At 38.6% G+C, this 19,050-nt stretch carries 18 protein-coding genes; 13 read left to right on the plus strand and 5 right to left on the minus strand.

Features of this window, described 5'->3' with window-relative positions; genetic code table 11:
• The first annotated feature begins 16 nt into the window (after window positions 1-16).
• From BW964_RS12080 to BW964_RS12130, 11 genes are all read left to right on the plus strand, one after another.
• Window positions 17-3,082: a TAT-variant-translocated molybdopterin oxidoreductase gene (locus tag BW964_RS12080; protein WP_076507490.1), complete on the plus strand. Its 3,066-nt coding sequence runs from the start codon at window positions 17-19 to the stop codon at window positions 3,080-3,082.
• 25 nt (window positions 3,083-3,107) lie between these two features.
• Entirely contained in the window at window positions 3,108-4,505 is a 1,398-nt protein-coding gene (nrfD, locus tag BW964_RS12085) for an NrfD/PsrC family molybdoenzyme membrane anchor subunit (RefSeq protein ID WP_073336711.1), read from the plus strand.
• Entirely contained in the window at window positions 4,492-5,013 is a 522-nt protein-coding gene (locus BW964_RS12090; RefSeq protein ID WP_047398786.1) for a DUF3341 domain-containing protein, read from the plus strand. Before nrfD ends, BW964_RS12090 begins: the two co-directional genes overlap by 14 nt.
• Before the next feature lies 1 nt (window position 5,014).
• Window positions 5,015-5,716 carry a c-type cytochrome gene (locus BW964_RS12095; protein WP_076507492.1) on the plus strand — a complete coding sequence of 234 codons (702 nt, stop codon included), beginning with the start codon at window positions 5,015-5,017 and terminating at the stop codon, window positions 5,714-5,716.
• 8 nt (window positions 5,717-5,724) lie between these two features.
• A complete protein-coding gene (locus BW964_RS12100) occupies window positions 5,725-7,056 on the plus strand; it encodes a quinol:cytochrome C oxidoreductase (protein WP_076507493.1) in 1,332 nt (443 codons plus the stop codon).
• 162 nt (window positions 7,057-7,218) lie between these two features.
• On the plus strand, window positions 7,219-8,235 hold the full coding sequence (locus BW964_RS12105) for a hypothetical protein (protein WP_076507495.1): 1,017 nt from the start codon (window positions 7,219-7,221) through the stop codon (window positions 8,233-8,235).
• Window positions 8,236-8,476: 241 nt separating this feature from the next.
• Window positions 8,477-9,676 (plus strand): NTF2-like N-terminal transpeptidase, encoded by a 1,200-nt coding sequence (locus BW964_RS12110; protein ID WP_076507497.1) that lies wholly within the window; start codon window positions 8,477-8,479, stop codon window positions 9,674-9,676.
• Window positions 9,676-10,212 carry an adenine phosphoribosyltransferase gene (locus BW964_RS12115; protein WP_076507498.1) on the plus strand — a complete coding sequence of 179 codons (537 nt, stop codon included), beginning with the start codon at window positions 9,676-9,678 and terminating at the stop codon, window positions 10,210-10,212. The genes BW964_RS12110 and BW964_RS12115 overlap by 1 nt, the downstream gene beginning before the upstream one ends.
• A gap of 188 nt (window positions 10,213-10,400) precedes the next feature.
• Window positions 10,401-11,108, plus strand: a complete 708-nt coding sequence (locus BW964_RS12120; protein WP_076507500.1) for a YfgM family protein — start codon at window positions 10,401-10,403, stop codon at window positions 11,106-11,108.
• Between the two features lie 4 nt (window positions 11,109-11,112).
• Entirely contained in the window at window positions 11,113-11,631 is a 519-nt protein-coding gene (gene ribH, locus BW964_RS12125) for a 6,7-dimethyl-8-ribityllumazine synthase (RefSeq protein WP_076507501.1), read from the plus strand.
• Window positions 11,632-11,847: 216 nt separating this feature from the next.
• A complete protein-coding gene (locus tag BW964_RS12130; protein ID WP_076507503.1) occupies window positions 11,848-13,926 on the plus strand; it encodes an LTA synthase family protein in 2,079 nt (692 codons plus the stop codon).
• Here the strand turns inward: BW964_RS12130 and BW964_RS12135 are convergent.
• Genes BW964_RS12135 through BW964_RS12145 form a run of 3 tightly spaced genes read right to left on the minus strand, consistent with a single transcriptional unit; the run spans window position 13,916 to window position 15,694 of the window.
• Window positions 13,916-15,043: a glutathionylspermidine synthase family protein gene (locus BW964_RS12135; RefSeq protein WP_185117117.1), complete on the minus strand. Its 1,128-nt coding sequence runs from the start codon at window positions 15,041-15,043 to the stop codon at window positions 13,916-13,918. The genes BW964_RS12130 and BW964_RS12135 overlap by 11 nt on opposite strands.
• A gap of 4 nt (window positions 15,044-15,047) precedes the next feature.
• Window positions 15,048-15,374, minus strand: a complete 327-nt coding sequence (locus BW964_RS12140) for a hypothetical protein (RefSeq protein WP_076507505.1) — start codon at window positions 15,372-15,374, stop codon at window positions 15,048-15,050.
• A complete protein-coding gene (locus BW964_RS12145; protein ID WP_123911949.1) occupies window positions 15,374-15,694 on the minus strand; it encodes a hypothetical protein in 321 nt (106 codons plus the stop codon). Before BW964_RS12145 ends, BW964_RS12140 begins: the two co-directional genes overlap by 1 nt.
• Before the next feature lie 78 nt (window positions 15,695-15,772).
• Here BW964_RS12145 and ypfJ point away from each other — a divergent pair, with 78 nt between their 5' ends.
• On the plus strand, window positions 15,773-16,630 hold the full coding sequence (ypfJ, locus tag BW964_RS12150) for a KPN_02809 family neutral zinc metallopeptidase (protein WP_076507508.1): 858 nt from the start codon (window positions 15,773-15,775) through the stop codon (window positions 16,628-16,630).
• Between the two features lie 53 nt (window positions 16,631-16,683).
• Here ypfJ and BW964_RS12155 read toward each other — a convergent pair whose 3' ends face one another.
• Together BW964_RS12155 and BW964_RS12160 are read right to left on the minus strand one after the other, a co-directional pair.
• Window positions 16,684-17,520: a GLPGLI family protein gene (locus BW964_RS12155; RefSeq protein WP_076507509.1), complete on the minus strand. Its 837-nt coding sequence runs from the start codon at window positions 17,518-17,520 to the stop codon at window positions 16,684-16,686.
• Between the two features lie 9 nt (window positions 17,521-17,529).
• Window positions 17,530-18,468, minus strand: a complete 939-nt coding sequence (locus tag BW964_RS12160; protein ID WP_076507511.1) for a GLPGLI family protein — start codon at window positions 18,466-18,468, stop codon at window positions 17,530-17,532.
• Between the two features lie 210 nt (window positions 18,469-18,678).
• On the opposite strand from BW964_RS12160, the gene BW964_RS12165 reads away from it, so the two are divergent.
• Window positions 18,679-19,008: a HesB/IscA family protein gene (locus tag BW964_RS12165; RefSeq protein WP_034739378.1), complete on the plus strand. Its 330-nt coding sequence runs from the start codon at window positions 18,679-18,681 to the stop codon at window positions 19,006-19,008.
• Window positions 19,009-19,050 lie beyond the last annotated feature (42 nt).

The following is a 19,050-nucleotide window of genomic DNA, read 5'->3' on the forward strand; positions in this document are numbered from 1 at the left end:
AAAATTAGAAGTATAAATGGCTTCAAACAAAATACAATTTAGAAGTATTCATGAACTTAAAGACCCAGCTTTGAACAATAAGCTGGCTCAGAAAGAGTTTCAGGAAGAAATTCCGGTAGAAGATTTCCTTGGAGATGCTGAACAGAACGGATCCAGTACTTCAAGAAGAGATTTCTTAAAAATATTAGGATTCTCTACAGCAGCCGTAACATTGGCTGCCTGTGAAGCACCGGTAATCAAAACGATTCCTTATGTGGTAAAACCGCATGACATTATTCCAGGGGTTCCGAATTATTACGCTTCAACCTATTTTGACGGATTCGACTTCGCCAGTGTTTTAGTAAAGACCCGTGAAGGAAGACCGATCAAAATAGATCCAAACCCGGCAGCAGGAGATTTAGGAACAACTAATGCAAGAGCTCAGGCGAGTGTACTTTCTCTTTATGATAACGATAAAGTAAAGCAGCCTAAACTGGATGGTAAAGACGAAACTTTCGATAAAGTAGACAGTTTTATCCTTAAAGGTCTGGCAGATGCAAGTGCAGCAGGTAAAAAGATCGTGCTTTTGTCACACTCTTTCCCTTCCCCTACTTTCAAAAAGTTGTTTGCTGAATTCAAAGCTAAATATCCTACCGCTGAACTGGTAACTTACGACGCTTATCCTCACTCTGCGACTTTGGACGCTGCTCAGGAAGTATTCGGACAAAGAGCATTACCGGTATATGACCTTAAAGGTTCAGAATTGGTAGTTTCTTTCCAGGCTGATTTCTTAGGAGATTACAACGGAGCAAGTTTAGAAACCTCTTTCGCAGCAGCAAGAAAGCCAGGACCCAACATGTTGAGACACATTCAGGTGGAATCAAACATGTCATTGACCGGTGCTAACGCTGACTCAAGATACAGATTAAAGCCAAGTGCAGTAAACAAAACTCTAGTTGAAGTTTACAATGCAATCGTAGGGGGTGGTACTTCAGATAAGACGGCTACTGAAATTGCAACTGAACTTAAAGCGAAAGGCAGCAAAGCTGTTGTTTTAGCGGACGGTTCTAAAGGTGCACAGGTCTTAGCTCACTTAATCAACCAAAAATTAGGTTCAGTTGCTTTCACAGGTAAAGCAAACTTCCTGAAAGAATTTGACAAAGCAAGATACCAGGAATTCCTTGGTTGGGTAAATGCAGGTCAGGTTGGTGTATTGATCGCCAACAACGTAGACCCTATCTACTCTCATCCAAAAGGAGAAGATTTCAAAAAATCTTTAGCTAAAGTTGCTTGTGTAGTAGCTGTAGCGGATAAGAAAAATGAAATGTACAAAGCAGCGAAAGCTGTAATCCCGGTAGCGAACTGGTTAGAATCTTGGGGAGATATTGAACCTCAGACTGGAGTTTATTCATTAATGCAGCCTACGATCCAGAAGATCTATAAATCAAGACAGATTGAAGAATCTCTATTGGTTTGGAAAAACGGGAAAAACAATGCTGCCAACAATTACTATGACTATCTGAAAGGAAGCGCTGCTTCTATCTTAGGGGCTACTTCATTCAACAAAGCTTTATACAACGGTATCACGACTTCCAATAATGCTACTGCATTATCTTATTCAGGAGGAAATGCTGCTCAGGCTATTGCTGAATTAGGAAACTTCAAAGCTTCTGAATTAGAATTAGTATTGTACACCAAGCCTTCAATGGGTGACGGTACTCAGGCCAACAACCCTTGGCTTCAGGAATTACCTGATCCTATCACAAGAATGTCTTGGGATAACTACTTGACAATTTCTCCTAAAGATGCAGAAAAGTTCGCGATTGATAATGATCTTAATGCAAGAATGCAGCTGGATGGTTCTATCGTAAACCTTACTGTAAACGGAGTAACAATAAAAGACGTTCCTGTATTCGTTCAACCGGGACAAGCAGAAGGATCTGTAGGTCTTGCGCTTGGATACGGTAAAAAAGATTCCGGAGCTACTGCTGATACAGGAGTAAACGCTTATCCATTATTTGACGGTTCAAACCTGACAGTTTCAGGTGTTAAAATCGAAAAAACAGGAGAAGATCACGAATTTGCAGGGATCCAGCTTCAGAATACATTAATGGGACGTTACGAAATCGCGAAGGAAGTTCCTTTGGCAGAATTTATCAACGTAGCTTTCGATGACGAACATAAAGGATGGAATAAGCCTTTGGAATATCATACGATCAGTGGAGCTCTTCCTGCAAGAAAGATTGACCTTTGGGATGCTTTCGATGATACGGACGGACCTCACTTCAATTTATCAATCGACTTGAACTCTTGTACTGGTTGTGGAGCATGTATCATTGCTTGTCAGGCAGAAAACAACGTTCCTGTTGTAGGTAAAGAAGAGATCAGAATGTCAAGAGATATGTACTGGTTAAGAATTGACCGTTACTATTCTTCAAGACAGAAAGTAGAAGTATACGAAGGATTGAAAGAAGGAATGGCAGTACCGGAATTGTATGGTACAGCATTCGGAGACGGAGGGGCATTAAACCACCCTGCAGACAATCCGGATGTGATCTTCCAGCCGGTAATGTGTCAGCACTGTAACCACGCTCCTTGTGAAACTGTATGTCCGGTAGCGGCTACTTCACACGGTAAGCAAGGTCAGAATCACATGGCTTACAACAGATGTATCGGTACCAGATATTGTGCAAACAACTGTCCGTACAAAGTAAGACGTTTCAACTGGTTCACGTATAACTTAAATGATAAATTTGATTTCAATCAAAATAACGATTTAGGAAGAATGGTACTTAACCCTGATGTTGTTGTAAGAACAAGAGGGGTAATGGAGAAATGTTCATTGTGTATCCAAAAGACTCAGGCAACCATCTTAAATGCTAAGAAGGAAAACAGAAAAGTAACTGACAATGAATTTAAGGATTCTGTTGCTTGTGCTGGCGCTTGTTCTACCGGAGCAATGACGTTCGGAGATATGAATGACAAAGATTCTGAAGTGAGAGAATTATATTCTAGCAACAGAAGATATTATTTACTTGAAGAGATCGGCACAAAACCAAACGTGTTCTATCACACTAAAGTAAGAAACAGAGTAGAAAAATAAAGTTTAAATAATAAATAGGTAAAAAATGTCAGGACATTACGAAGCTCCGATAAGGGAACCTCTAATTATTGGTCACAAAACTTATCACGATATTACGGAAGATATCGCACGACCTATCGAAGAAAGAGCAGGTAAACTATGGTGGATTTCACTATATGCAGCCCTAGTTCTTTTCATCTATGGATTCGGGTGTATCGCTTATACTATCGGGACAGGTATTGGAGCATGGGGGCTTAACAGAACTATTAACTGGGGTTGGGATATTACCAACTTCGTATGGTGGGTAGGTATCGGTCACGCCGGGACCCTAATCTCCGCAGTATTATTATTATTTAGACAGCGTTGGAGAATGTCTGTAAACAGATCTGCAGAGGCGATGACGATCTTTGCGGTAGTACAGGCAGCGATCTTCCCTGTAATCCACATGGGTAGAGTTTGGGTAGGTTACTGGGTATTCCCATTACCTAACCAGTTCGGTTCTCTTTGGGGGAACTTTAACTCTCCTCTACTTTGGGACGTATTTGCGATCTCTACGTATTTCTCAGTATCAACTGTATTCTGGTTCATGGGACTAATCCCTGACTTTGCAATGATCAGAGATAGAGCTAAAACGCCTTGGACTAAGAAAATTTATACATTCCTAGCATTTGGATGGGGTGGTAAAGCAAAACACTGGCAGAGATTCGAAGAACTTTCTTTGGTTCTTGCAGGTTTAGCGACTCCACTTGTATTCTCGGTACACACCACGGTATCATTTGACTTCGCAACGTCGGTTATTAAAGGATGGCACTCTACAATCTACCCTCCTTACTTCGTAGCCGGTGCGATCTTCTCAGGATTCGCGATGGTACAGACGCTATTGTTGATTGCTAGAAAAGTGTGTCACTTAGAAGAATACATCACAATGTATCATATTGAAATTATGAACATCGTAATCGTTCTTACTGGTGGTATGGTAACTGTGGCTTATGCTACTGAATATTTCATCGGATGGTATTCCGGATCAAGATTCGAAGACTTTACTTACCTTTCTCCGGGTGCTGCAGTAGGACCTTACTGGTGGGCATTCTGGGCACTGATCACTTGTAACTTGATTGTTCCGGCATTATTCTGGTTCAAGAGAGTTAGAACAAACATTATTGCAACATTTATCATTGCATTGATTATCAACATCGGTATGTGGTTCGAGCGTTTTGACATTATCGTTATCAACCTTTCGAGAGATTACTTACCTGGATCTTGGACTATGTTTAAGCCAACGATCATTGATGTGGGTGTATATTTAGGAACAATCGGATTCTTCTCTGTATTATTCTTATTATACGCAAGAACGTTCCCTGTAATTGCACAGGCTGAATTAAAATCAATTCTGAAAATTTCAGGTGAAACTTATAAAGCAAAAGAAGGAGATGAGCACCACTAAAATTGTATACGGACTTTATGCCGATGACGACGATTTAATGAACGGCGTTAAAGCATTCAACGATAAAGGAATTGCGATCAACGAAGTGTATACTCCGTTTCCGGTTCACGGACTTGACAAAGCTCTAGGATTAAAGAAAACCAGAATTTCTGATGCTGCATTCTTCTATGCTCTTTATGGAGTTACCATTGGTGCTACTGTAACCTGGTATGTAATGAATCATGACTGGCCTCAAAATATTGGTGGTAAACCTGCTTTTGACTGGGCGCACAACATGCCTGCATTCGTAGTTCCAATGTTCGAATTAATGGTTTTCTGTGCCGCTCACATGATGTCTTTAACTTTCTTAGTTAGAAACAAAATGTATCCGGGAGCTCCGGCTCAGAATCCAGATCCAAGAACTACTGATGATAAATTCATGATGGAATTTGTAACTGAAGACGTAGAGTCTGTAAAACAGTTGCTGATTGAAACTGGAGTTGAAGAAATAACTGTTAAAGACGCTTAAAATGAAAAAGAATGTATTAAAAATTACAGCAATTTTAGGTTTAACAACGGTTTTACTTAATTCTTGCGGACCAAAAGAAAATACACCCCTCGTATACTTTCCGGATATGTACTTTCCGGTAGCTTACGATCCATTAATGAAAGCTCAGGATGCCTATTCAGATCATGAAAATGAAATCCCTGCTTTCGTTAAAAATAGTTTTGCAACAGGTCTTGCTCCTGTAGAAGGATCAGTGGCTCAAAACAAAGACGGAGTTTTCGAAGAAAGTCTTCTTCCTAAAAATGTAGACGAATATAACGCTGGTTATGAAGCTTCTAAAAAAATGACAGGATCTCCTCTTAATCCGGCTAATGCTGCGAAGGATATTGAAAGAGGAAAAATGTTATTTGATCATACTTGTGCGGCATGCCACGGAACTGGTGGTGATGGACAAGGTCCGATTGTACAAACCGGAGCTTTCTCTGGGGTACCAAACTATGCTGACAGAGAGCTTACGGTAGGATCTGTTCATTATGTATTAACTAACGGTAGAAATGCAATGGGATCTTACGCTGGTCAGCTTAATGCTGGTGACAGATGGAGAGTAGCCATGTATGTGATGAGCGCCTTCAAAAAAGGAGCAGCAGCACCCGCAGCAGCTACAACGGCTACAGCTACACCAGCTGCAGCGACAACAGAGACTACTACCGAAACTAAAAAATAAGAAAAGAAATGTATAGTTTTTCACCAAAATTAAAATCAACTTCTCTAATACTTCTTGTTGTAGGTTTAGTTCTGTTTGGTATTGGTTTTTTCATGAATAATGGAATCAGTACGGAGAGAATTAAAGAAATGATGGAGGCAGTACATTCTGCAGGCCACAATGCCCCTACACACTCCAGTGAAATGGTAGGACCTCAAGATGAAGCTTCTCATTTAGAGCATGCGACAATGCAGATTCATAATTCGCCTTTAGCATCAATACATTTCGTAGCTGTATTCTTCTTTGGACTTAGCTGTGCAGTATTATTTTTCTACTGTATTCAGCATGCAGCTCATGCAGGATGGCCAATCATTATTACAAGAGTAATGGAAGCTATTGCTTCTTATATTCCTTACGGAGGTGCTATATTAGTTATCTTAATGCTATTGAACATCTTCCATCAGGGTCATATTTTCCACTGGATGGATCCGGATCTGACAGACCCAACGTCTGCTCATTTTGATGTGATCTTATTCGAAAAGAAAAGATTCTTAAACATTCCTTTCTATGCTATAAGAACGTTTATCTATGTAATAGGTGCTTCATTCTTTGCCTGGAAACTGAAGGCTCAGTCTAAAAAAGTAGATGAGACTAAATCAAAAGTAGAGTATCAATTCCTTTACAGATGGGCAGTAGGATATATCGCATTCTTCGGATTTGCTTCTGCGGCTTGGGCTTGGGACTGGTTGATGTCTATTGACCCTCACTGGTATTCTACAATGTATATCTGGTATTCAATGGTAAGCTGTCTTTCAAGTGGAATCGCGATGATTATCCTTTTTAGTGTTTATCTAAAGAAAAACGGATTCTTACCTCAGTTCAATGACAACCACTTACACGATTTAGGAGTATTCCTTTTCGCTACAAGTATGCTTTGGACTTATACATGGTTTGCTCAGTTCATGCTTTACTGGTATGCGAACGTTCCGGAAGAGGTGAACTACTTCTTCGGAAGATTCCAGCACTACGGAATTACTTTCTTGCCAATGTTGATCGTAAACTTCTTATTACCTCTATTGGTATTAGTGAGCAGCAGCATCAAGAGAAATTACAAAGTAGTAACCGTAATGGCTGTAGTGGTTATTTTAGGACACATCCTTGACTACTTCAATATGGTAATGCCTGGAACGGTAGGTCCATACTGGAAAACTCCTGAAGTATTCATCTTAATATTAGGTGCACTTCTTTTTGTAGTTGGATTGTTCATGTTCACAGTACTGACAGCATTGTCTAAACTGAAACTGATCCCTACAGGTAACCCTTACCTTCACGAATCTGAAATTTATGAGTATCCTTTCTAAGGACTTGTAACATCAATACAATAAAAAAGACTGATTATAATGATCAGTCTTTTTTTGTGCAAAGAAGTTAACATATAAACTTTTCAGGCAACCATTTTAGATGGAGTGCGTCTTACTAATGAGATTGATCATTCACCTAAGCAACCAAAAACAAATATTATTATGAAAAGAAATTATCTGCTCCTTACCCTCTTCATTTTCTTATTCAGCTTCATTCAGGCACAAACCATTACTTTTGTTTCTGAACAGACCCACAAACCTCTTCCTAAAGTTTCCGTTTTCGGAAAGGACGGAAGTATTCTCGCTTACTCGGATATCGATGGTAAAATTGATAAGCAGTCTATTGCTCCTTCACAGGAAAAATTTCAACTGGTTTATAATAATTTTCCTGTTGCTACACTCTCCTATTCCGAATTAAATCAGGACGTGATCAAAATTAATGATCAGGTTAAAGAAATAGAAACGATTGTCATCAAAAACACAAAACCCGCAAAATATATTATCATCAAAGGAAACTTCAATGCCTATGTAACGGTCAACGGTAAACTGAACAGCTATGCAGACGGAATTGTCACGTATATTTTTGATAACAAAACTAAAAACCTAAAAAGCTCGAACGTTGAACAGTACAGAGTATTTAGATTGGTAGAACCTAAAAATGAGAAAAAAGAAACTTCATCCTGGGATTATGGCAACTCCTTAAAAATTCCAAAACTTAAGAATGTTGGAAACCCTGAAGAATACAAAACAAAAAGAAATACCATCAAAGAATTAAAAGGAGACCGCAAAGATCAGATAGAAGTCACAGGTGCTGCTCTTCAGGAGAAGGAGTTTTCCTTATTCGGATTTAGATTCTTCGATATCAGAACCATTTTGAATATGTCTTTTGAAAAAGGATCAGGAAAAAACCTGAAAGATTTCCTGGAATACAATGAAGTCGCTTTTGTAAAACTTAAACATAAAAGTGAACCCAATTACAACCAGATCATCCTTTATAATAATTTTTATCCCACAGAATTAGACTTCAGTAATAGCAATGATATCGAATCCGTAAAATTTGACAAAGAAAAGAGTAATTACAAGACCCAATACTGGAAGGAACCCTCATTTCCCAATATGCAGACCATCTTCAGCTCATTCTTCAAAGATGATCTGAAAGAACAGGAAAATAAAAAATAAACCTCTGAAAATTTTACAGGAACACTCTATAATTTATACAAAAAAAAGACTGACATTATTAAGCTGTCTTTTTTCATGAAGAAAATTGATTCTATCACACTAAACGCGTACTGCCTATAAATTCATCCTTAAATCATTCATAACCATTCAAATAGATGTTTCCACAAGCTTAAAATACAAAACAAAAATAAAAACCAGCTATTATTAAAGGTTTTACTAAATTTGCAGGAAACAAAATAAAATGAAAAAGTTTTCTTTTCTACTTGTTCTCAGTCTGTTGCTTTTTACAGCATGCAGGAAGGATCATGTAGATGCTACGAATACTAAAACGCTTCAGTCAAGTATCAACGACATGACTTCAAGCCTTTCAACTATTAAACAGATCAAATTCAGCGAAGCTCTTTACATCCTGAAGACTTTTGGTGTAGAAGCAGAAGGTGATGTAGAAGAACTTAAAGCTCTTGGAAAACTGATCGACGGAAAGAAAGTTCCGGAGATTCTTACCATGGCTGATGAAGTAGCACAAAAAAACGGAATCGAATGGGCAAGCACATCTCCTCCTTCTCTTGGAGAAATGAACATCTTCGGAGACGATAAAGCCAAAGAAACTGATGCGAATGATGTAAAAGCAAGTTCACTGAGCATTATCACCAGACCTACTGGCGATGATGGAACAGGCGCACCTACCGCTATCCAAATCGTTCCAAGACTTGTAGACGCAGCAGGAAATCCTGTTTCATTTACCGGCGCTGGTTTAGAGGCGACTTTAGAAGTATTCAGCAATGGGGTGAAACTTTCTACCGCTAAAAACCTGATGCAGGATAATAACTTTAAAGGATTTAATTTAAAATTCTCTTCAATTCCTGCAGCTAAAGTAGTAGACAGCAAAATCGATATTACAGTTTCAGTAAAAACAACGGCAAAGACTTTCAAAATGTCTAAAATCGGACTTGATGTCAATCCATCAGCTCTGAAAGTTCCTGCAGTACCAAAAACTGATTCAACAGCTGTAACTCAGGACCCCAATGCGGTCATTGATCCCAATAATCCAACTCCTGCACCCGCTACATCTACAGATCCTACTGCACCGGCAACGACTCCAACGGCTCCTAAGCAACCGACAGCAGATCCTAAAAATACCGTAAGTAAGTTCTTAAACAGTGTAAGCTCTCAAAATCTTAAGGCTGCTTACGATACGTCAAGCAATCCAAGCTGGGGAAGCTATGAATCATTCTCCAATCCTACTTCAGGTTTTGGATCCGTGAAAAACGTAAGTGTAAAGAATATTACAACCAACGCTAACAATTCCAGCGGCGCCAGCGTCAACGCAACCTACGATGTAACAGACAAGAACGGAAAGACAACTTCTTTGAAAGTAACTTTCGGACTTAAAAATGTAAATGGAGACTGGAAAATTTCCAGCTATAAAATCAATCCATAATGGCCTCACAAGAACTGATTAAAAAACTGGAAGAAACCATTGAAAATTTCCCTGATTTTCCTATTCCGGGAATCCAATTCAAGGATATTTCCCCAATTTTCTTAAATCCAAAGCTTTATGAAGAGGTCATCACAGACCTGGCTGCTTTCAGTAAAGGAAAAGTAGATGCCGTATGCGGAATAGAAAGCCGCGGTTATCTTTTCGGAATTGCCATTGCAGTCGCTCTGGAAGTCCCTTTTATTTTAATCAGAAAAGCAGGAAAGCTTCCTCCCCCTATTATTTCAGAAAAATATGATCTGGAATATGGAAGCGCCATCATTGAGACCCGTGAAGGACAGATCAAAAAAGGACAGAGAATCCTTATTCATGATGACCTTCTGGCCACCGGCGGAACGACGGAAGCCGCCGCAAAACTTGTAGAAAAGCAAGACGCAACCGTTGCCCAGTTCAGTTTCCTTATTGGTCTAAAAGATCTTAATGGTGACCAAAAACTGAAAAAATTCGGAGCAGAGATTTATAACATCCTTGAATACTAAACTTTTACTCTAAAAATTAAGTATTAAAGATGGTAAAGATACAGGGCTTAGAGATGTCACACTGACGACACTCCAGGCGTTTTTATCATCAACATTTGACAATTCATAACATTTTCACAATAATACTTCAAAGTATTTTGTAAATCATTCAGAAACAATTAAATTTGCATTTCAATTTTTAAGAATTTATGGCAAAATTGGGTAAGAATGCTCCAAACGAGCAAGAAGGTAAAGAAACAGTTGAGTTCTTTAAAGACCTTGACAGAGAGGCTTTAAACACAGAAAGATTCATTGAAAAATATTCCAAGCAATTAGGGATTATTTTCGGGGTGTTGGTTTTAGGTGTTTTAGGATTCTTCGCTTACAAACAGTTTGTAGTGGCTCCTCAAAACGTTGAAGCGGTAAAAAGCTTCCTTGCTGCTCAAAAGAAACAGACTGAAGGCAAAGATAAAGAAGCTTTAGGTGGAAAATCTGCTGCAAATCCAGGATTTATAGGAACATATAACGAATATTCAGGAACGAATATTGGTAAACTTTCTGCTTACAATGCAGGTTTATTAAAATTCAAAGAAGGAAAATTCCAGGAAGCATATGATCTTCTGGATCATTTTTCATCTGACAACAAAACATTGATGGCCTTAAAATTCGGTGCGATGGCAGATGCAAAGTCTGGTCTTAACAAAAATGACGAGGCTCTATCTTTATTAGACAAAGCATCAACGGCTTCTGATGATCCTTACACGACTTATTATTTCACAAGAAAAGCAGGTATCGTAGCATTAGGATTAAAGAAAAATGCTGAAGCTAAGAAATACTTCTCTGCTATTGACGAGAAATATCAGGACTACGATAACGGAATGTCTGATTCTTATATTGAAATGACTAAATACTTTTAAAAAAATGGCAACAGTTAATCTTTCCGATTACAAGCCACTTCATATAACAAATGCCGAAGATTTTTCTATCGGCATTGTTTTTTCTGAGTGGAATGATTTTGTAACTTACAATCTTCGTGATGCAGCTTTGGAAATTCTTGAAAAAGAAGGCGTAAAACCAGAAAACATTAAACTATTCCCGGTTCCGGGTGCGTTTGAGCTCAACTATGCAAGCATGCAGCTTTGCAAAGAAAGAAAATACGATGCAGTCATTGCTATCGGATGTGTCATCCGCGGTGAAACCCCTCATTTTGATTTTGTATGCTCAGCAGTAGCACAGGGAATCAAAGACTGTAATATCTTAACCGATATCCCTACTATTTTCTGCGTATTGACTGATGACACCAAAGAACAATCAATTGCAAGAAGCGGCGGAGATTTGGGAAATAAAGGAGTAGAAGCAGCGGTAACCGCTTTAAGAATGATTGATTTCAAAAAGAATCTTTCTGACAAAAAGGGAAACATCGGTTTCGGACACCTTTAATATTTAATACCCGTTAACAATATAAAGGACTATTTGATAATAGTCCTTTTTTCATTGAAACCAACTTCAAAAGGTTATTTTCATACCTAAAGCTTCACAGGATCATAAGTTAATTCTCTACCAATAATGCAAAAAAACGATAAGAAACATCATGTTTTTATTTAAAAGTTGCAGACAAAAACTATCTTTGCGGAAATTAACCTATACCTAACGTACATGTTTCCAAGCAAAATAAAACCATTCTTATATTTAGGAATTTTCTATCTTATCATTTCATTGATCGTGCGGGTCGTATTCTTTTTTCACCCGATCACGACGGCTAGTTTTGGCTTTTTTGAAGTAATAAAAGTTCTTTCTATCGGTTTACTGAATGATATTTTTGTTTTCACCTTAGCCAGTACAATTCTGGCAATTTACTTTTTATTTCTTTCAAATTCAAAATATAAAAAGCCATACGGATACATCATTTTTGGCACTTTGGTATTGTTTTTCCTTTACATTCTGCTGATCCCCAGTAATATCTTCAATCAATACGGGGGATCTATCTCAGAAGTAGCTTTAACTTTTGTGGGAATCAAGACTCTTTTCTTCGGACTGATGCTTTTTATTCCTTCAAAGCGAATCAAGATCAGAAATGTATTGTATTTCATTACACTTTTGCTGTATGTTCTTCTCATCATCTTTAACGCTGTAAGTGAATATTTCTTTTATAATGAATTTGGAGTACGTTACAACTTCATTGCAGTAGATTATTTAATATACACCAACGAAGTCATTGGAAACATAATGGAAAGCTATCCTGTTGTTCCTTTGTTTTCAGCAATCCTTATCATCACTTTAGCCGTTACCTGGTTTATTTATAAGAAAACGAAAGACGAGCTTTTAGAGCTTCCGAATTTTAAACAGAAAATGATTCTGGTAGGAACTTTTGTCGTGATGGCAGGCATCAGTATTTTCGGTATATCTTCTTTAATGCAGATCAGGTCTGATAATGTTTTTGCTGACGAAATCGAAGATAACGGACTTCCTAAATTCTATTGGGCATTTACCCATAATGAGCTTGACTATTTCCAGTTTTATCCGCAGATCGGCCAGCAGGAAGCTGAAAAGAACTTCCTGAGCCAGTATGCTGAACCGTCATTAACACGAAATGTAGTTGCAGAACAGCCGGAACTTAAGAAAAATGTCGTTCTGATCTCTATCGAAAGTTTATCCGCCGACTTTATGGAACATTACGGAGGTACTTTAAAGATCACTCCTTTCCTGGATAGTCTTGCAGACCGTTCAATGATGTTCACCAATCTGTATGCTACCGGAAACAGAACCGTAAGAGGTCTTGAAGCATTGACGCTTTGTATTCCTCCTACTGCGGGAGAAAGTGTGATCAAAAGAGATGACAACAAAAATAAATTCACGACAGGGAGCGTATTCAAGTCTAAAGGATATGATGTAAAGTTTTTATACGGCGGCTATAGCTATTTCGATAATATGCAGGACTTTTTCGCTGGAAACGGTTATGGTATTGTCGACAGAAATAATTTTAAACCTGAAGAAATCACTTTTGCGAATGTTTGGGGCGTTGCCGATGAAGATATGGCTAAAAAAGCGATCCAGACGATGAATGCTGAAGCTAAATCCGGGAAACCATTCTTCAACCATTGGATGACCGTTTCCAACCACAGACCTTTTACCTACCCTGAAGGAAGAATTGATATTCCGGGAACAGCAAAATCACGGGACGGAGGGGTAAAATACACCGACTATTCACTCAGAATGTTCTTTGAAATGGCTAAAAAGCAGGATTGGTACAAAAATACAGTCTTTGTGATTATTGCCGATCACTGTGCATCCAGCGCAGGGAAAACAGAACTTCCTATGGACAAATACAGAATTCCGGCAATGATCTTCTCCGAAGGCTTTATTCAGCCTCAGAAATTTGACAAGCTGATGTCTCAGATTGATATCATGCCTACGGTATTCGGACTGTTGAATTTCAGTTATCAATCTAAATTCCTTGGTCAGGATGTCTTCAAAAAAGAATTCCAGCCCAAAGCATATATCGCAACATATCAGGATCTTGGTTTGGTAAAAGACGGACGTTTAACGATCATTTCGCCGGTAAAAAAAGTAAAACAGTACTCTTTACAGCTGGAATCCAGCAGCCTTGCTCCTGAATTCAAACTGTATTATGATGAAAAGCTTCTGAAAGATCCGGAACAGAAACTGGTCAATGATGCTGCATCTGCCTATCAATCTACTTCATTCTGGCTTAAAGAAAAGAAACTTAACCGATAAGGTGAGGAACAAAACGGCTCTGGTTATTGGTGATCAGATGAACACTTTCTCTGATCCCAATACCGGCAGGTTCCTGCCCGATGACCCAGCTGCCGATGACCGGATAATTTCCGTCAAAATCAGGCAGTTCAAATAACTGCTGGTAGATAAAACCTTCTTTACCATAGATTCCATCGTTCTCCTCAACCGGAATGTTGTTTTTGTAAAGGATCACATTGGCACCTTCTCTGGAATAAACAGGCTTTTTAGCAAAGTCTTTCAGGTGTTTGGGTTCAAAATAAGATTCTAACAGATAAGGATGGTTGGGATACATCTCCCAAAGGATCGGCAAAATAGCTTTAGATGAAAGCAGAACTTTCCATGCAGGTTCAATCCATTGTGATCTGAAGCCATTTTTTACGAGTTTTTCTCCAAAACCGTCTGCCAGTATCCATTCATAAGGATAAAGCTTGAAAATATATTCCATGACCGACTGGTCTGCAGCCACAAACTCAGAGATCTCTTCAGCCCAGCCAATATCCTGAACAGGAATAAACTCCGTATCAAAACCGGCCTGTGAAGCGCAATCGCGCATGTATTCCACATTCGTTACATCTTCAATATTGGTAAGAGATGCAAAATAAATATGATGGGGATTCAGATAATTTTTGAGATGTTTCCAGTACTCTACCAGTTTCTCATGGATAGAATTAAACTGATCTTTATACGGAAACTGCTCCTGCAGCCAATACCATTGTATAACCGATGCTTCATATAAAGAAGTCGGTGTATCGGCATTAAATTCCAGTAGTTTTAAATTTTTACCATCAAACCCAAAATCGAATCTTCCGTAAATAGACGGATGATCTTCTTCCCAGCTTGTGATGATATAATTCCGGAACCATTCAGGAATATTGAAGTGGTCCCAAAGTTTTTTTTCAATAATATAATCCACCGCTTCCAGGCACATTTGCCAGAGTTCGGCAGTAGCACTTTCAATGGTATTGATTTCCTCTGCGGTCAACTGATAATAATGACTTTCGTCCCAGTAAAGTCCGTCCAGAGAATGATAGCCGAAACCCAGGTTTTCAAGCTTATGCTGCCAGTCTTTCCTGAATTGTGATTGAATTCTTTCCATAAATTTATGATGATGCACTGAACCCGCTTCTTCCCAACTGGCCTCTTATGACATTTCCTTTGTAATTATTTCTTCCGATATTGGATTTACTGCTGATGGCATCACTGTAATAGCCTGCTTTTTGATAAGATCCATAACTGTAAGCGCCATACGGCCTGAAGGCATGATACAGAAGTATTCCAGCCATAAAACCATGTGTCCTTGTATAAGACGCTGTAGTATCAGACCTCATGTAGACTTTCTTTTCTGCTTTATCTTTAGGTTTTTCCTGAGAACAGGCGGCCAGGATCCCTGTAACGAAGAGTAATTTTATAGAACTGGACTTTTTCATTATTGAACCGTTATAAAGAATTCGTAATCTTTCTTCGTTTTGGCAATATGGTCATTGCCATCACTATCTTCTCCTCCGACAAGAGTATCTCCAAGACTCGGAATGGTATCTCTTTTTATAATTTCTTTAAAAAGTTTCTTGTCTTTCCAGATTTTGTGTTTGGTGATGAGAATATCTGTATTATCAAGATGTTCAACAGAAAGTTCTGTTTCAATAGAACCCGTCTTATCTACGTTGTTTACTTCATCTTCTTTCTCTTTTTTACAGGCTGTAAATGCCATTATCCCAACTGATAACAGGCAAAGTTTAATTTTTTTCACGAGGGCAGTAATTTTTCACAAAAGTAGTAATTTAGTAATGATATTATTTTAAATTTACAAGGCAAAAAAAATTATATTATGAAATGGACAGACGATAGAGGCGGAAACGTTGAGGACCGCCGTGGCTCTGGAGGCAGCGGAGGAATGGTCGTTGGCGGAGGACTCGGAACCTTGATTATAGCTGCGATAATCTTCTTTTTGGGAGGTGATCCTTCCGGCATTCTAAATTCCGGCAGCGTACAATCTTCCGGAAACGGACAAAAACGTGAACTTACAGCAGAAGAGAATAAAATCGGAGAAATGGTGGACATGATGGGTAAATGGAACATGATTACCTGGGACCAGATCTTTAAAGAAAACGGCATGAGATACACCGAGCCTGCAATTGTTCTTTTTGAAGACACAACAGAGTCTGGGTGCGGAATAGCTCAGTCTGCAATGGGACCTTTCTACTGCCCTGCCGACCAAAAGGTCTATATGGATATGAGCTTTTTCAATGAATTGCAGCAAAAGTTCGGAGCCAAGGTGACAGAATTTACCGTTGCTTATGTTTTAGCTCACGAAGTTGGACATCATGTACAGACTCTTCTCGGAACGACCCAAAAAGTAGACGCATTAAGAAGAAGCGGAAGATATTCTGAGGAAGAAATGAACAGAGTTTCTGTGGCTACTGAACTTCAGGCAGATTTTTATGCCGGGGTATGGGCAAAAAGAACGAATGATACAAAGGGCATTCTGGAGCCGGGTGATATACAATCTGCTATAGATGCTGCTCAGGCCGTAGGTGATGATAATATCCAAAAAAGATCCCAGGGCTACGTCAATCAGGAAAGCTTTACGCACGGCTCTTCAGCGCAACGTAAAGAATGGTTTATGAAAGGTTACAATACGGGAGACATTAAGCAGGGAGATACGTTCAACCAGCTTTTAAAATAATCCTTTTTTATATAGTTAAAAACCCTGAAGAGAAATTCTTCAGGGTTATTTTTTTATTGCAATTCAATTGGATTACTATTTCTTTTAGCTTCCTCTTTTACTCTTTCTTCTACTCTTTTTCTCATATCTGCAGGATTTTGATTTCCGCCGCCGGAAGCTCTTGGAGGAGAAGGAAATCCACCGCCTCCACTGCTTTGCATGAATGACATCGGATCTGTTTTATACTTTGCCTGTTGTTTCAGATAATCTGTTCTTTTTACCTTTAGCACATTTCCAAACTGGTTCAAAGCAGGAATTTCAGCAATTTTATAATTCTTCATCAGATCAAAAGAATACTCTCCTTTATCATCTTCTACTTTAACAATCAGTCCCGGAAGCCCTCCAAATTTATAAGGTCCATCCTGATAGGGCAGATCTGTGGTAAACCAAGCCGTCCATTTTCTTCCGGCAAAATCGGTGGTTGCTTTTTGAACCTTATACTCCCCTATTTTAGTAGTTTCGGAAGACATTTTCCAGTTCAGAGGACGGTCTTCTTCGTACACATAAACATCTCTTCCTATTCTATCTTTGTAAGATATTTTCTGGGTTGATTTGTCTTTCTCTACAGAATAATTGATATTGGACCTGAACGCTTCCATCTGTTCCCTGTTGATCGAAGCTCTGCCAGCACCGCTTTGAAAAACTTTCTGCATGGTAGAATCTCTCTTGAATCTGTTTTCAGAATAAAAAAGTGACTTCTCTGCTGAAATATCTAAATAGGCATTTTCAGTTTTAATATCGTTTTTATTTTCCGCATCAGGTTTCATGGTTACCTGATATACAAACCTGTTATTTTGTGCAGAGATATGCTGCATAAAAAGTACTAAAGCAATGATGCCTATTTTTTTCATTTTGGATTTTTATTTTAATTCAATTGGATTTTGACTCATATTGTTTTGAGACGCAGCATTACTAACACCGGCATCCGGCATTGTAAGGGTTGGACCATTCTGATTTCCTCCATTAGGCATTCCTCTTCCACCGTCCATTCCATTGCCATCCATTCCACCACCGCGCATTCCACCTCCATGTCTTCCTCCTCCCGGATTCATCCCTCCTTTTTCGGCCCCTGCCGGAAGTCTTCTTTTTCTACCCACTTCAAGCCCTATGGCCGCCTGATCTCCTCTGAAACTCAATCTTGTACTTTCTCTTGCATCAGGACTCACCTGTTCTTCGAAAGAATTTTGAATTTTTATTTTTTTGACGAGATCAAATTTATAATCACCTTTATCATCTTCCAGTTTTACGATCAATCCGGGAAGCCCATAAAACTTGTATGGTCCATCGGAAATAGCAATATCTTTGGCAAACCAGGCCGTCCAGACTCTTCCGCCAAAACTGGCAACTGCCTTTTGGGCAGGATATCCGTTCTGATTCTCTTTAACCTCTGTAATTTCCCATTGTAAAGGTCTGTCTTCCTGATAGTAAATTTGCTTACCCAACACTTGATCATGATAGTACACTTTTTGCCCTGAAATATTTTTAGTGATATAATATTCAAAAAATGTGGGTTCAGGTTGTTTTTTCATCTCCGGTTTTGTCAATTTCCGGTCTACTTTTTTATGATTTTCTTTATCATCCGGTTTAAAAACAGTAAATAACGAGTCCCTAATGAGTTTATTTTCGCTGATAAATAAAGATTTGTCGCCTTTTATATCCAAAAAAGTTTTTTCATTCTTTAAGCTCACCAGATTAATGGAATCCGGATTCACCGAAGTTTCATAAATGTATCTCGTGGTTTGCCCTTGCGCAACTATCGTTAAAAACAGGGAGAAAAAGGCCAGTAGTCTTATTTTCATTATCACTCTTTATAATTATTCTTTGGATAAAAGATCCTATCCAAAGTTAAATCAAAAACAGAATCATCTTATTTGCAAAAGAGAAATTATGTTATTTTTAACACCTGAATTTTTGCTAATACGTAAAATCGTTAAAATAGACACCATCAATTTGAGATTGCGGAAATTAGTTCGTATTTTTGCATCATTAAATCATTCTAAATAAATACAATGATAAAAGTATCAGACCAAGCAAAGGCAAAAGCCATCCAACTCATGTCGGAAGATGGCTTCAACCCTGCTGAAGATTATATAAGAGTAGGGGTAAAAAGTGGAGGATGTTCTGGTTTAGAGTATGTTTTGGGATTTGACAATCAAAAGACAGACACAGATCAAGTTTTTGAAGACAATGACGTAAAAATTATTGTTGAGAAAAAGTCTATCCTTTATTTAGCAGGAACAATCCTTGAATATTCAGGAGGATTAAACGGAAAGGGGTTTGTTTTCAACAATCCTAATGCATCCAGAACGTGTGGTTGTGGAGAGAGTTTTTCTTTATAATTAGAAGTTAGAACCCGAAGTTAGACATGATCATATTGCCCA

This window comes from Chryseobacterium shigense (assembly GCF_900156575.1).
GTDB classification, from domain to species: Bacteria; Bacteroidota; Bacteroidia; order Flavobacteriales; family Weeksellaceae; genus Chryseobacterium; species Chryseobacterium shigense.

Coding starts and splice junctions, on each gene's coding strand:
- BW964_RS12105 (WP_076507495.1), top strand. CDS start 7,219: ATGAAAAGAAATTATCTGCTCCTTACCCTCTTCATTTTCTTATTCAGC.
- BW964_RS12155 (WP_076507509.1), bottom strand. CDS start 17,520: ATGAAAAAAATAGGCATCATTGCTTTAGTACTTTTTATGCAGCATATC.
- BW964_RS12100 (WP_076507493.1), top strand. CDS start 5,725: ATGTATAGTTTTTCACCAAAATTAAAATCAACTTCTCTAATACTTCTT.
- BW964_RS12120 (WP_076507500.1), top strand. CDS start 10,401: ATGGCAAAATTGGGTAAGAATGCTCCAAACGAGCAAGAAGGTAAAGAA.
- BW964_RS12095 (WP_076507492.1), top strand. CDS start 5,015: ATGAAAAAGAATGTATTAAAAATTACAGCAATTTTAGGTTTAACAACG.
- BW964_RS12140 (WP_076507505.1), bottom strand. CDS start 15,374: ATGAAAAAGTCCAGTTCTATAAAATTACTCTTCGTTACAGGGATCCTG.
- BW964_RS12080 (WP_076507490.1), top strand. CDS start 17: ATGGCTTCAAACAAAATACAATTTAGAAGTATTCATGAACTTAAAGAC.
- BW964_RS12110 (WP_076507497.1), top strand. CDS start 8,477: ATGAAAAAGTTTTCTTTTCTACTTGTTCTCAGTCTGTTGCTTTTTACA.
- BW964_RS12135 (WP_185117117.1), bottom strand. CDS start 15,043: ATGGAAAGAATTCAATCACAATTCAGGAAAGACTGGCAGCATAAGCTT.
- BW964_RS12130 (WP_076507503.1), top strand. CDS start 11,848: ATGTTTCCAAGCAAAATAAAACCATTCTTATATTTAGGAATTTTCTAT.
- BW964_RS12090 (WP_047398786.1), top strand. CDS start 4,492: ATGAGCACCACTAAAATTGTATACGGACTTTATGCCGATGACGACGAT.
- ypfJ (WP_076507508.1), top strand. CDS start 15,773: ATGAAATGGACAGACGATAGAGGCGGAAACGTTGAGGACCGCCGTGGC.
- ribH (WP_076507501.1), top strand. CDS start 11,113: ATGGCAACAGTTAATCTTTCCGATTACAAGCCACTTCATATAACAAAT.
- nrfD (WP_073336711.1), top strand. CDS start 3,108: ATGTCAGGACATTACGAAGCTCCGATAAGGGAACCTCTAATTATTGGT.
- BW964_RS12165 (WP_034739378.1), top strand. CDS start 18,679: ATGATAAAAGTATCAGACCAAGCAAAGGCAAAAGCCATCCAACTCATG.
- BW964_RS12160 (WP_076507511.1), bottom strand. CDS start 18,468: ATGAAAATAAGACTACTGGCCTTTTTCTCCCTGTTTTTAACGATAGTT.
- BW964_RS12115 (WP_076507498.1), top strand. CDS start 9,676: ATGGCCTCACAAGAACTGATTAAAAAACTGGAAGAAACCATTGAAAAT.